The following is a 13,220-nucleotide window of genomic DNA, read 5'->3' on the forward strand; positions in this document are numbered from 1 at the left end:
CCCCTTTTTTGGTTAAATTATGAAATTTGTTAGCATTGCTATTTACTAATAGGTACTGCAACGTTTAACCTTTTGGTTTTGCTTAAGAGGCTGATGGTTGATAATGATTGATTTGTGACACTAGGGCATTGCTATGATGGACTACCACTTTAAGAAAATGTTAACTTTCAAAGCAACCTTTTTCTCAAAATTTTAGTATTGGTATCAAACTTTATTCATGAATCATATTTTAACCCTACTATTTATGATTACGGCCAGTTTAGGCTGGACACAAATTGTCTTTAATGAGTTTATGTCGAACAATGAATCATCAATTTTTGATGAGGACGGGGAGTTTACGGACTGGGTTGAAATTTACAATCTGGGCCCGACATCCATAAACCTAAATGGATATGGTTTATCGGACAAAGAGGACAACCCCTATAAATGGGTTTTTCCAAACAAAATAATAGATCCAGGTGATTTTCTTATCATTTTTGCATCGGAGAAGGATCGATACGGTGGAGAATTGCATACTAATTTTAAAATTTCAAGTGATGGCGAAGGTTTATACCTTTTTCATCCTGATGATGGATTGTTGGACTATGTTCCGCCAACTCCTTTGTCTGAAGATATTTCTTTTGGACGGATGCCAAATGGAACGGGGAAATGGGAACGTATTTTTCAACCTAATCCAGGTCATTCTAATCATTTGGCGTCGGCCATTCAGTTTGATTACCATTCCGGATTTTATGCTGAGCCTATTACAATGGGCCTTGTATCAACCAATGGGCATCAAATTAAATATACGCTTGATGGGAGTGAACCTAATGAAAGTTCTTCCTTATTTGTAGCAGCGATTACTTTTGGAGAATTGGCAATGACACCTGATGATATTTCCTTTATTCCCACTAGTCCGCATTGGGCCACTCCTGCAGAAGATAATTATAAAGCACACATTCTAAGAGCTGCAACTTTTGATGGTGGGGTCAGAACATCAAAGATATACACAAAAGTCATTTTTATTCAGCCTGATTTAAATGAACGATATGCAGAATACGACCTTGTTTCTATTGTCGCATCACCGGGTAGTTTGTTTGATGAGGATACAGGAATTTATGTTCCAGGAGTTCATTTTAATCCAATGAGTCCAACTTGGTCGGGTAATTATTTTAAACGAGGAGAAGCGTGGGAAAGACATGCTAATTTACAGTACTTTACATCGGACGGCAATTTGGCTTTTGAACAAGAAATTGGAATTCGAACACATGGAGGTAAGGGAAGAAATTTCCCTCAAAAATCGCTAAGGTTTTATTCAAGGGGTGAGCGTGGAGCACCCAAATTGAATTACCCATTTTTTGAGCACTTGGGAGAAGAGAAAAGGGTTTACGATAAAGTTGTATTAAGAAATAGTTTAACTTGTTGGAATAATTCGATGATTAAAGATGAGGTTACTGCTCAGGTTTGTGATGGATTAAAAATCGAGACGCAACACGCCAAACCTGTCGTTGTTTTTGTAAATGGTGAATATTGGGGGCTTCAAAGCATTCGAGAATATTATGATCAAAAGTACTTTTCTGAACGGTATAATGTGGATGAAGATTCTGTGAATATAGTTTTACATGGATCAAGCAACCATCCAGATTTTGGAGATGATTGGGGAATAGTAGAAGGCTCAAACGATGGACACATAACTTTATATGACTTTTTAAATGAAAATAATTTAGATGTCCCGGAGAATTATGAGTTCGTTAAAAACCTGTTGGATATCGAGAGTATAATTGATTATTACTGCACTGAAATCTATTTCAACAACAAAGATTGGCCTACAAATAATAATAAACTTTGGAGCGAAGGTAGTTTTGGTAAATGGCGCCAAATGCTTTACGATATCGATGGGGGATGGAAATATTTAGGCACGGGATATAATCAACTTGCACGCGCGCTTTCCCCTTCTGGTTCGGGTCAAAATGCACCTTATGCAACTTTATTGCTACGAAAACTTTTTCAATCAGATGAGTTTAAAACTGCTTTTTTAGAGCGAATGGCCTGTTTAATGAAAACAAATTTTGACGCCGAAAATGTCGTTAACATTATTAATTACTATAGAGGTCTGTACGAACCGGGAGTATACGAGCATATTGATCGATGGAAAAAACCTTCTTCATATAGTTCATGGAATTCTGGGGTAAATGGATTAATTGATTTTGCAAATGGCCGAAAAGCTCATGTTATTAACCATATACAAGAAGAGTTTGGTATTACTTTTGATCCCGATGAATATATCTGTCCAGTAATAATAGATGATGCCACTATTGAAGAGAATTCTCAAGATTTAATCATAAATGTTTATCCTAATCCTACTTCCTCAAATAGCGTTTTTGTCGATTTCGAAACACCTACAACTGAGTTCGAATATCAGTTGTTCAGTTTATCGGGTAGATTGTTGCAGTCTGGCATACTCCAAAAAAATGAAGCTCTTGATCTAAATTTTGCTTCAGGAACTTACTTGTTATCAATTGTTACTGACGGCAATCAACACACAAAAAGGGTAATAGTCCTTTAAACGAACATAAGTTATCGGTTAAAAATTGAATGCAATTCTGCAAATGTGTTAAACTCCGGGTCAACTTTTGAAGTTAATCTTGTAGAACTATTGAGATTTTCATAACTTCTTGAAAATAGGTGGCTTGAACCACCGGTAAAACCTAAAAGTTATGATAAAAATCTACGATTTAAAATTAAAAATTGCTTTATTTTGCCTTCCAATCTGGGGCATTTCATTTGGCCAAATTGAAGCTTTTGAGTACACTGGGGCTTTGCAAACGTACTCGGTTCCTTTAGACGTCAGTTCAATAAGAATTACAGCTATTGGAGCTGCAGGTGGAGAAGGTGGGCTTGGAGAAGGTGGACACGGAGCTCAAATTTCAGGAACATTTAGTGTTACTCCCGGAGAAGAGTTAACAATTTTGGTTGGTGGTGTTGGACAGTCGGCTTCTTACGTTGGAGGTGGAGGAGGAGGTACCTTTGTTTGGAATGCAGATGATGAATTATTGATAGCGGCTGGCGGTGGCGGCGGTGCCGGTCATACTGATGCAGGTGAAGTTTTTTATGATGGAATAGATGCTTCAGTTGACGAAAGTGGAACGGTTGGAAATGGTATACCGGATGGCGCAGGTGCTGAAGGGTTAGGAGGAACACCTCCATCAGTGGAAAACTATGCTGGTGGTGGAGCAGGTTGGTTGTCGGATGGGAATGATGGTACTGAGCATTTTTGTGAATCAAGTTGTACAGGTGGAATTCGACCATTAGACGGCGGTGCTGGTGGCACTGGAGGTGGCTCTGGTGTTAATATAGCTGCTGGAGGCTACGGCGGTGGCGGCGGAGGTAATGCTCGCTGTGGAGCAGTTGGCGGCGGCGGCGGCGGTGGCTACTCTGGTGGTGGAGCCGGTGGAGAATTGATACTTGGTCGTTACGATGGCGGCGGTGGAGGAGGGTCCTATAATGGAGGAATCGATCAAGAAAATCTGGCTGGAATAGGTATTGAGAATGGACAGGTTACCATTGAAGTGATGTGTACAGCTCTAGAAATTGTTGAAGATTATGAAGATGTTTGTTTAGGAGATGAAATTACTTTAGATGGATCATCAATCACGGGAGGAACAGTTTTATGGAGTGATGGAATTGAAAATGGAGTGCCGTTTACATTGGATGAAATAGGTGAATTTACTTTTATAGCAACAAGTACTTCAGATACTGATTGTGGTTTTGTCGTAGAACTTGAAGTTCATGATCTACCTGAAATTATTGCTAATGCCGAACCTGAAACAGTTTGCTCAGGACAGGAATTAACGCTATTTGGGTCGGGGGGAGCATCCTATACATGGACACCTGGAGATATTGAAGATGATGAGCCCTTCTATCCTGCTATTGGAGAACATACATATACTGTCACAGGTGAAGATTGGTATGGTTGTATCAATACAGATGAAATAACAGTGACGGTTGTTGAATCACCTACTATTGTGGCAACTGCTTCCTCTGAAGAGGTCTGCTTGGGAGAGTCCGTAACCTTTGAAGGAAGCGGAGGTTTGATTTATGAATGGGACCCGGCAATTGAAGATGGAGAAACGGTATTGATGGATGAAGTAGGTACTTTTATTTATCACCTTACAGGATGGGATGAATTAGGTGGTTGTGCTAATGAGGATGAAGTCGCGATAACCGTATATGATGTACCTTCAATTGATTCATATACAACTGAAGATGAGGTTTTAGGGGGAGATGGAAGCATCGATATCACCGTTTCAGGTGGAGCTCCTGATTATAGTTTTGATTGGGATAATGATGGTGTGGGAGATTTTGATGATTCTGAGGATTTAATAGAGGTTGAAGGAGGTGTTTATACTGTTGTCGTACAGGATTTAAATGGCTGTCAGACAAGCATAGAAGCAACAGTAAATTCTCAGGTTGGAATTGATCACGCTTCTTTACCGCGTTTAAATGTTTACCCCAACCCAGTTTTTGATTATTTAAATATTGAATGGGTGGGTGTTTTTGATTATGAAATAACTTCTGTGACAGGAAAAATAGTAGCGAAAGGTCAAGTCAAAGATCTAGTTAAAATAAACTTTGCTCAAGAGTCAAAAGGTGTTTATTTCATAATGTTGAATAATAAAGCGACTTCTACAACCATCAAATTGATACATCAGTAATGGATTGCTTTAATCCTATTGACAGCGTATGCTTTTAACAGTAACAAGCAATAAAATGTTTTTTTTCAAGTTATTGATTTAAAATTTATTAAAACTTGTTTTAAATGAAAAAGTGTTTGATATTGTGTTTAGTAGGAGGTTTCTTTATGGCTTGTTCGAAACAAGGTTGTATCGGAAGAGCGGAAGATGGCACAGAATTATTTGAGGTCAAATCAAGTGCCAAATGCGAAGCTCAAATTAATGCCGAAAATGGCGAATATTGCATTTGTGGTAAATAATAAAAACTCCTAGAGCGTTTTTGCTTTAGGAGTTTTTTAATTAAAATAACTTGAAAGATGCGCCTACTTTGATTTGTGTATTTCTCATTAAACGAGGCTCTTCTATTATGCTTTCAATATTCATCACATCGAATTTAAGACCTCGATCTGCGTTGTTTCCAATATCCATCAATCCATTGTACATCCCTACAAATAAATTGAGTCTATCATGAACTTGGTAACCAATTTGACTTAAAATTCCAAAATCAAATTTGTTCAGATTATTTCCTGTTGAATTTACAGCTGCAGAAAGTCCATATCCAATCGTGCCATTAGCTTCCTCTGTATAATATTTGGACCAAGCACTGTTTGTAATGCGGTAGCCAATTTGCGCGCCTAAACCAAAATTAAAATCACTAACAACATATTCAAAGTTGATGGGTAACCTCAGGTAATGTGCAGCGAATCGTTTCTCAGCTATAACTCTCACATCTTTACCTGTATGTAAGTCTTGTGCTTTTACACTTTCTTTTTGATTCGATTCTATAAAGTCGTATGTTAAACCAGATTTAATTCGAAATTTACCAACTTTAAGTTTTTCAATTTTTAACGGAATTAGAAATTCTATACCACCGCCATAAGTAGGTGAGTAAGTTGTTTTAAATTCAGTGTCATAGTTAAACCATTCTTTTTCATAGGAGTTTTTCATTTTTCCAATCCCGGAAAAAAAAGTTGCATGCATTGAAATCTGCGTAAAACTGCTCGATGTAATCAGGATAGTTACGAAACCGAAAATTGTTTTCATTTGGATTTGTTTTATTGATTAGGTCGAGTTGCATCATAAATTTTGGTTGAAAATTTAATTAATAACGCTTGTAAATCAAGTTTATTTTAAATCCGGAAATAACTTCAAGAAAACGGGGTTAATACTTGATAACATCTACCCAAGAAGAATCAATAGAGATGGATAATTTGAAGATATTATCATATTCATGTGTACCTAAACTCGGTTGCGGTCTCCTCGCTTTCAAATAGTCCATCATTTCTAATAAATTGTCACCATGACCACCAATTAAATAATTTTTTTGATAGGTGATTTTTAAAGAATCTAAAAGTTCATGCCATTGGTAATAAGGGTAATGATTTATTTCAAGGTTTTGTTTTTTAGCAAGGGGTAGTACTGTATTTTCAGTCCGTTGCAAATTAGTGCTATACACACCATCAAAAGTAATGTCTTTTAATTCAAGGGCTAATCGCTCAGCGCGTTCATAACCTATAGCCGTTAATGGAGGGTTGTTAGTGGTGTCATTCAAATCTTTTTCAGCATGTCTTACAAGGTACAGTGTGGTAACCTCTTTTTCTTTATCTCCACACGAATTTAGACATAGAACGAAAACCAATCCTAACATTAAACGAGTTCGAAACTTCATAGATGACTTTTTTACGAATTTAAGGATTGTTGATAGATCAATCTTGTAGTTTTTGAATTATTCCTATCTTCAAGTATAGAATTAACAAATTATGAATGTAATTGCATTTGCCGGAAGTTCAAGTAAAAATTCGATTAATAAAAAACTGGCTGCTTTTGCCATGTCTTTTTTTGATGAAGAAAATTGCGAATTATTGGATTTGAACGATTTTGAAGTTCCGATATACAGTATTGATAGAGAGAAGGAAATTGGAATACCTGAAAAAATTACAACATTTTCCCATAAAATTGATAATGCAGACCTTGTATTGATTTCAGTCGCTGAGCATAATGGGAATTATCCGGCTGCTTTTAAAAGTTTGTATGATTGGATTTCTAGAATTCCAGATCGAAAAGTATTTAATGGTACACCTGTTTTCTTGATGACTACTTCTCCAGGAGCTAGAGGGGGAGCAAGTTCGATGGAGATTGCGTCTAAGCGATTTCCACGCGATGGAGCCAAATTAATCTCAACCTACTCACTGCCTAATTTCTTTGATAATTTTAAAGAAGGTAAAATTATTTCTAGTGATTTTATGGAGGGTTTTGAACAAGAAATTTCTAAAGTTAAAAATTACTTTCTTGACAAATGAAGTTACTTCTATGCGATTTAAACATCTAATAGAAAAGCTAGAGGATGTATAAATTTAAGGAAGTTACTAATCATTTTTTACTAAAAATTGGACTTGTTTTAGTTCTGGGATTATCACATTCTTATGGACAAAGTCATCGCGCTGTTTATTTTGAAACAGATCAATGTCAATTAAAAAATACGGAGTATAATCGTCTTGCTGTTTTTTTTCAAACCGAATTAAAAAATGCGGAGTTCATTTATTTGAGTGGTCATACCGATAATGACGGCAACTTGGATTACAATAAAAATTTATCAGAATGTCGTGTAAAAACGGTTTTTAATGTTTTGGTTGAATTAGGGTATCCAAAAACTAAAATTTCAACGCGTTTTTATGGTGAAGAAAGGCCTTTGAATGAAAATCAAACAGTTAACGAAAAAGCTATAAATCGAAGAGTTGAGATTGAATGGACAAATCTCGAATTGGATCAAGTTGATTCGGAGGAGGGTAGGATTCAAGATTTGTATGCAATGATTGAGTCGGAAAGTCAGCATTTTTGTATTTGGCCAGACCGTGATACAATGTTGTATTTGAAAGAAGGAACCATAATTAACATTCCAGCAAATACTTTTCCCAAAAAAAGTGAGTCTTGTATTCGTTTTAATGCGAAAGAATTTTACACATTAGGAGCTATGCTAATTGAAAACTTAAGCACCAGTTCTAACGGACAAATGTTGGAGACAGGAGGTATGGTGTATACAGAAGCGATAGACGATGAAGGTAATAATCTCACAATAAATCCAGGAAAATCAATCACCATCATGATGCCAACGGATACCTTGCGTCCAGACATGCTTTTATTTCAGGGAAATAGAGATTATCGCGATGCCATGAATTGGGATTTACCAAATGGGCAACGAATTCCGCTTGGACATTTTAATTATCGAAATTGCTGGCAATGGGATTCTCTAAGACCTTCGTGTGAGCCTTGTCGTTTTTTTCTCTGTCGAGTTGGTCGTCTGGGTAAGTCGATGAAAGGAATGGTTGATTCAGTACAACGTGCAGAAAATCGGGAGTTTCGAGAATGTCAACGCCAGTTGGGACCTTTTAGAAAAAGAAGACTGCGTCGTCGATTAAGTTCTGGTGCGCTGCTCCCTAATTGTGAAGAGATGATGGCACAGTATGGTGTGAATAACTATGCAGCCCTAATGGATACCATTGCAAAAATTGAAGCAGCTAGAATGAAGGCAGAATTTGATCTGTACGGCGTTGATAATTATAAAGATTACGTTATCGAAATTGAAAAAAAGAACCAAGAATTAAAAGCTATACGCATGCAGGAGTTAGGCGTAACGACAGAGCAAGAATATCAAGATACTTTACGGAAAATACAACAGTTAAAACAATTACAAGAATTTGACCAAAAAGTAGATCAATTAGGAAATGGTTCAACCCTTAAGGACCTTAAGTTTTATATCGCCAATGTTAATCAATTGGGATGGATTAATTGCGATGCATTTTCAAATTTAAAAGGCAAAGAATTACGCACAATAAAGACTAGTTTACCGGCAAAGCCTTATTTGGATTGTAAAATTATATTTAAAGATCGTAAATCCATTATGCCACCTACAGAGCTTGATGGGAAATTTGTATTCCAAAATCTTCCAAAGGATTCGCCAATTACATTTCTAGCATTAAAATTTGTTCAAAATCAACCCTATATTTATTTGGTAGACGGAACTACAAATGACGATTTTAAGAAAATTGATTTTGAACCCGTTTCAAAAGAAGAATTGATCAAAATATTGTCGCGTTTAAAATTTTAAAGTTGCTTGATTTGAGCAATAACGTCAAATAATATAGAATTCGACCAAATTTTATGTTGTATCGCTGAAGGATGTAAATTGTCGGCAGCTACAAAGGTTGGATCTTCCAATCCTTTTCTTGAGATAGCGGTTATATTATAGAAAGGGACACCTTCACGTTTTGAAATTCGCTCACAAATGGCGTTATATTCATCTATCCGGTCGCTAATTTCAGCGCTGCCTTTTCCATATGGAGTATAAGCATAGTCAGGGATGCTTAAAACAAAAACACCTTTCTTACCTTGAATAGAATGTTCAATTGCAAAATCTAAACAATTGGTGAATTCTTTTTCAAATGATTCTGGACTTTTACCTTGAAATTCATTATTTACTCCAATTAAAAGTGAAACTAAATCGTATTGTTGTTTTTTGACTTCTTTTTTACTTTTCTTTAGTAGTTCATCTGTTCTCCACCCAGTTTTAGCAACCAGTTTAAAGTCACTAACAGCTATTGCATTATTCTTTAGTCCTTCTTGTAAAATGTATGGCCAAGATTCTTTTTCACCAACGGCCTCGCCTACTGTATAGGAATCACCAAGAGCAAGATAACTTATAGTTTTAATAGGCTGCTTGTAGGTAGGTGTATTCGATTCTTGAACACTCCATACTGTACCAGCAATAATGATGAGAAGGTATAGTACAAAATGATGAGCTTTCATAACATTAATTTTTTGAGGATGTACGTTAAAAACCACCACTAGGTTTTACTTTTTTTATTTAAAAGGCAAAGAACAAAAATCCCGCCAGAAAATTAATTCCGACAGGATTTTGTATTCAATTGTTAATTAAGCTTATTGTTTGATGAATTGAGCGTCAATCATTAATTTTATTTTGTCTGATACTACGATATTTCCAGCTTCTGTTACTGCGCTCCAAGTTAAACCAAAGTCTTTTCTGTTTATTTCTCCTGATAATTCAAATCCCGCTTTAGTTTGACCATATGGATCTACAGCAATACCATTAAAATCTGCGTCCAAAACGACTTCTTTGGTTGTTTCTCTAATCGATAGTTCACCTTTCAGTTTATCCCCATCAAAACCGTTTGCTTTAAATGTCATTTTTGGAAAAGTCTCCGCATTGAAAAAATCATCAGATTTTAAATGGTTGTCGCGATCTTCGTTTTTTGTACTTATTGATGCAACGTCAATAGCAACATCAATTTTAGCGTCTTTAAAATCGTCAGAACTTGATTCAACGGTTGCGTCAAAAGATTCAAATTGACCAGTAACACTTGAAATCATCATGTGTTTAACTTTAAATTTTACGTCTGAGTGTGCCGGGTCAATAACCCATTTTGTTTGTGTGCTCATTTTTTTATTTTTTAGTTTAGATATTCATTGGTACATCCATCAACAAAATTTTACTGTTTGCTGATGCTGTTATTTTTACGTTATTTGTGTTCCAAATTCCAAGCCCGTCTCTACGATTTAATACTTGGTTTTCGACAGTTGCATCTCCCTCAATCATGAATACATATAATCCGTTTTCAGGAGATTTTAGTTGATAATGCGTTGTTTTTTCTCTCTCAAAATCGCCTAAATGAAACCAAGCGTTTTGATGAATCCAAACCCCTTGATCATCTTTTGAAGGAGAAAGTACTTGATAAAAATCATTCTTTAATGAAATTGATTTAATGGATATCTGATCATAACGTGGTTTAACATTTTTACGATTTGGAAACAGCCAAATTTGGAGAAATTTTACAGCTTTATCGCTGTTTGCGTTATATTCACTGTGAAACAAGCCTGTTCCAGCACTCATAACCTGTACTTCCCCATTTTTTATAACTGAAGAGTTACCCATGCTATCTTGATGGGCTAAATCTCCGCTTAGTGGAATGGTAACAATCTCCATATTATCGTGCGGGTGCTTACCAAATCCTTTTCCTCCAATGACTGAGTCGTCATTTAAAACACGTAAAACCCCAAAATGCATACGTTCAGGATTGTAATAATTCGCAAAACTAAACGTATGGTTTGTGTCTAACCATCCATGGTTGGCATGGCCTCTTGTACTTGCTTTGTGCAATACCGTATTCATTGTTTGTTCCTCCTTATTAGGTAAGTGATTAAATCCAACTTGCTTTAACAACTGATCATAGGTCGAAGATTTTTCACTCGCTTGTTTTGCGTTTAGAACAGTTGATGCACTGGCGCCAAATGCTACTGTTAATATTGTGTTTTTCAAAAAATCTTTTCGTTCCATGCTCTTTGTTTTTTGTTAATACAAAGTTCGGAAGGTTAAAGCGAAAGGAGAATATTAAAACACGGTACGGACTTATGAAAATCCGATATCTAGTTTTTTTCTTTGAATTTAGAGGGAGAAATTCCTGTACATTTCTTAAAAAAAGCACTAAAATTGGCAGGTTCACTAAAACCTAGCTCAAATCCAATTTCTTTGTTTGAAAGAGAGGTGAAGTAAATTAGTCGTTTGGCAGCTGTAACAATTCTACTTTGAATGTGTTCTTTTGCTGTTTTACCAGTAAGCGATTTTACCACACGATTAAGATGGTCTGGAGTAATGTTTAGGGCGTCTGCGTACTCTTTTGTACCGTGCCAATTTGCATATTTTTGATTGATGAGATTCTTAAACTTGCGTAATACGGTATTGCCTGTTTCAATATGAGCCAGATCAACTCTTTTAACACTACATAGGTTATTGGACCGTATTAATAAAAGTTTAACTAATGAACCAATGGCATCATATTTTAAAAGTACATCTGATTGGTTTAAGGAGATCATTTCTTCTGCATACTCCGTAAGTTTAGCGATTTCTTCATCTCCCAGTGGAATAGGTGGTGTCTCACCAAAATCGTTAAAGAGATTCAAATTATCAATAAAACTGATAGGAATATTATTTTGGGCCAAAAATTGATGGGAAAAAACAATCGAATAACCGAATGATTTTTCCGCTTCAATAACTTGATGAACCTGACCGGGACTTAGAAAGAAAATCGTGTTAGGACCAAGCTCATACGAATTAAAATCTATTTTATGTTCGCCTCGAGCATGTTTAATGAGCAATATAGTAAAGAAGTTATGGCGATGAGGGTCATCTGTTTTTCCATTTAATTTTTCATGTACATCTTCCATTCTTGAAATACCAAACGATAAACTTTCATTTTCTCGATTAACATTCTCGTATGTTTTTACATTACTCATAGTACCCAGTAAATATAATCCATTTAAACTTCAAAGACTTCATGGTGTTTTATGAATTTCATAAAAAAAGCCTCACTTAGATAAATGAGGCTAATACTGTATAATTATTGAGACAACTTAAAAAGTTCGGAAGGGCCTAATGTTAAAAGTTGCGGCTTTGTTTGTATTTAAATTCGTTGAACCATCGGGAGTCATAACCTTTGCTTGTGCATCTGTTTCAACACCTACAGATTCGGTTGAACTCCAATAAGGACTGAAAACAATCGCCGTTCCTCCATTGGCTGTGGCAGTTGCATCAATCAACTCCCTGTTGACAGATATTAATTCTAATTCTTCCATACTTGGTAAATACCAATCAGCATACGAAATTCCGTCTTCAGTTTTAACGAGTTCGTTACATAAAGCAGCCGCATAATCTCCACCATCATCGCCATAAATCAATAGACCTGAAATAATTAAACTGGTATTCATTTTTCCTGCCAATGGACCATTTCCATCCGCTCTAGTTCTTCCGTAACTACCAGAGAACCACCGATAGGTGCCGACAATGTCATTTTTCGCGCATACAATTCCATGTTGGCCAGTTTCATCTACCCAAACAACGACTCCACCTTGAGCAAAATCGCCAATTTCATATGTCCGTCCAACAGTTTCAGTAATGAAACCCATGTCAGCAATGTCTGTTGAATCAACTTTATCATTCCAATACATCGTGTCTGATTCTGTAATACCAGCAGCCAAAGATGCGTCAAATATAGGGTCGCTTTCTTCATAAACTATTCCTCCAGCTATACTATCGGCTACAGTTGAATAAAATGAATACGGTACTGACATTAACTCACTAACACCAGAAATAGAATAATCCATTCCTCCAGTAGGATCAGTTTCAGCTTGAATAAAGTATGGCCCTTCGCTCCAGTCAATAGTGCTTATTTCACCCGTCACAATAGCACCGGTTCCAATTTCAAGACTGATTAAACCATTAGGGTTTGTGGTTGGAGAATGCGTTTCTTGGTAAATTATTGTCCCATCTGGTGAACCTTGTATAATACTGATTTGTGTGCCAACAGTCTCATTATTAACCAAGTTGTTGTCTGCGTTACGAATAACCGCTTGATAACTTAACTTGTTTGGACTTTGAGCAAATAACAGTTGCGAAAATGATAGAATAGTTAGTAGTGTATAAAGTATTTTTTTCATTTT

The 13,220-nt window shown here is 36.2% G+C and carries 12 protein-coding genes; 5 read left to right on the forward strand and 7 right to left on the reverse strand.

Features of this window, described 5'->3' with window-relative positions; genetic code table 11:
* The first annotated feature begins 217 nt into the window (after nucleotides 1-217).
* The 3 genes from A8143_RS02120 (at nucleotide 218) to A8143_RS16960 (ending at nucleotide 4,972) form a co-directional block, all read left to right on the forward strand.
* Nucleotides 218-2,545, forward strand: a complete 2,328-nt coding sequence (locus tag A8143_RS02120) for a CotH kinase family protein (RefSeq protein ID WP_070137427.1) — start codon at nucleotides 218-220, stop codon at nucleotides 2,543-2,545.
* A 151-nt stretch (nucleotides 2,546-2,696) separates the two neighbouring features.
* On the forward strand, nucleotides 2,697-4,694 hold the full coding sequence (locus tag A8143_RS17280) for a T9SS type A sorting domain-containing protein (protein ID WP_066755567.1): 1,998 nt from the start codon (nucleotides 2,697-2,699) through the stop codon (nucleotides 4,692-4,694).
* 104 nt (nucleotides 4,695-4,798) lie between these two features.
* The gene (locus A8143_RS16960) at nucleotides 4,799-4,972 is read left to right on the forward strand and encodes a hypothetical protein (protein WP_175437461.1); all 174 of its coding nucleotides are present in this window, start codon (nucleotides 4,799-4,801) and stop codon (nucleotides 4,970-4,972) included.
* A gap of 40 nt (nucleotides 4,973-5,012) precedes the next feature.
* On the opposite strand, the gene A8143_RS02130 is transcribed toward A8143_RS16960, so the two are convergent.
* Nucleotides 5,013-5,756 carry an outer membrane beta-barrel protein gene (locus A8143_RS02130; RefSeq protein ID WP_066755570.1) on the reverse strand — a complete coding sequence of 248 codons (744 nt, stop codon included), beginning with the start codon at nucleotides 5,754-5,756 and terminating at the stop codon, nucleotides 5,013-5,015.
* A gap of 118 nt (nucleotides 5,757-5,874) precedes the next feature.
* Nucleotides 5,875-6,381 carry a histidine phosphatase family protein gene (locus A8143_RS02135; RefSeq protein ID WP_070137430.1) on the reverse strand — a complete coding sequence of 169 codons (507 nt, stop codon included), beginning with the start codon at nucleotides 6,379-6,381 and terminating at the stop codon, nucleotides 5,875-5,877.
* Nucleotides 6,382-6,472: 91 nt separating this feature from the next.
* On the opposite strand from A8143_RS02135, the gene A8143_RS02140 reads away from it, so the two are divergent.
* Nucleotides 6,473-7,012 carry an NADPH-dependent FMN reductase gene (locus tag A8143_RS02140; protein ID WP_066755576.1) on the forward strand — a complete coding sequence of 180 codons (540 nt, stop codon included), beginning with the start codon at nucleotides 6,473-6,475 and terminating at the stop codon, nucleotides 7,010-7,012.
* A 44-nt stretch (nucleotides 7,013-7,056) separates the two neighbouring features.
* Entirely contained in the window at nucleotides 7,057-8,817 is a 1,761-nt protein-coding gene (locus A8143_RS02145; RefSeq protein ID WP_066755578.1) for an OmpA family protein, read from the forward strand.
* On the opposite strand, the gene A8143_RS02150 is transcribed toward A8143_RS02145, so the two are convergent.
* From A8143_RS02150 to A8143_RS02170, 5 genes are all read right to left on the reverse strand, one after another.
* The gene (locus A8143_RS02150; RefSeq protein ID WP_066756140.1) at nucleotides 8,814-9,515 is read right to left on the reverse strand and encodes an SGNH/GDSL hydrolase family protein; all 702 of its coding nucleotides are present in this window, start codon (nucleotides 9,513-9,515) and stop codon (nucleotides 8,814-8,816) included. The genes A8143_RS02145 and A8143_RS02150 overlap by 4 nt on opposite strands.
* A 132-nt stretch (nucleotides 9,516-9,647) precedes the next feature.
* Nucleotides 9,648-10,166 (reverse strand): YceI family protein, encoded by a 519-nt coding sequence (locus tag A8143_RS02155; RefSeq protein WP_066755581.1) that lies wholly within the window; start codon nucleotides 10,164-10,166, stop codon nucleotides 9,648-9,650.
* 16 nt (nucleotides 10,167-10,182) lie between these two features.
* Nucleotides 10,183-10,896 (reverse strand): pirin family protein, encoded by a 714-nt coding sequence (locus tag A8143_RS02160; RefSeq protein ID WP_217494778.1) that lies wholly within the window; start codon nucleotides 10,894-10,896, stop codon nucleotides 10,183-10,185.
* 254 nt (nucleotides 10,897-11,150) lie between these two features.
* Nucleotides 11,151-12,017 (reverse strand): AraC family transcriptional regulator, encoded by an 867-nt coding sequence (locus A8143_RS02165; RefSeq protein WP_066755587.1) that lies wholly within the window; start codon nucleotides 12,015-12,017, stop codon nucleotides 11,151-11,153.
* Nucleotides 12,018-12,134: 117 nt separating this feature from the next.
* Nucleotides 12,135-13,217: a DUF1566 domain-containing protein gene (locus A8143_RS02170; RefSeq protein ID WP_066755590.1), complete on the reverse strand. Its 1,083-nt coding sequence runs from the start codon at nucleotides 13,215-13,217 to the stop codon at nucleotides 12,135-12,137.
* Nucleotides 13,218-13,220: the final 3 nt, after the last annotated feature.

Origin of the sequence: Crocinitomix algicola, from assembly GCF_001661595.2 — a bacterium.
In the GTDB taxonomy this organism is placed as follows: domain Bacteria; phylum Bacteroidota; class Bacteroidia; order Flavobacteriales_D; family Crocinitomicaceae; genus Crocinitomix; species Crocinitomix algicola.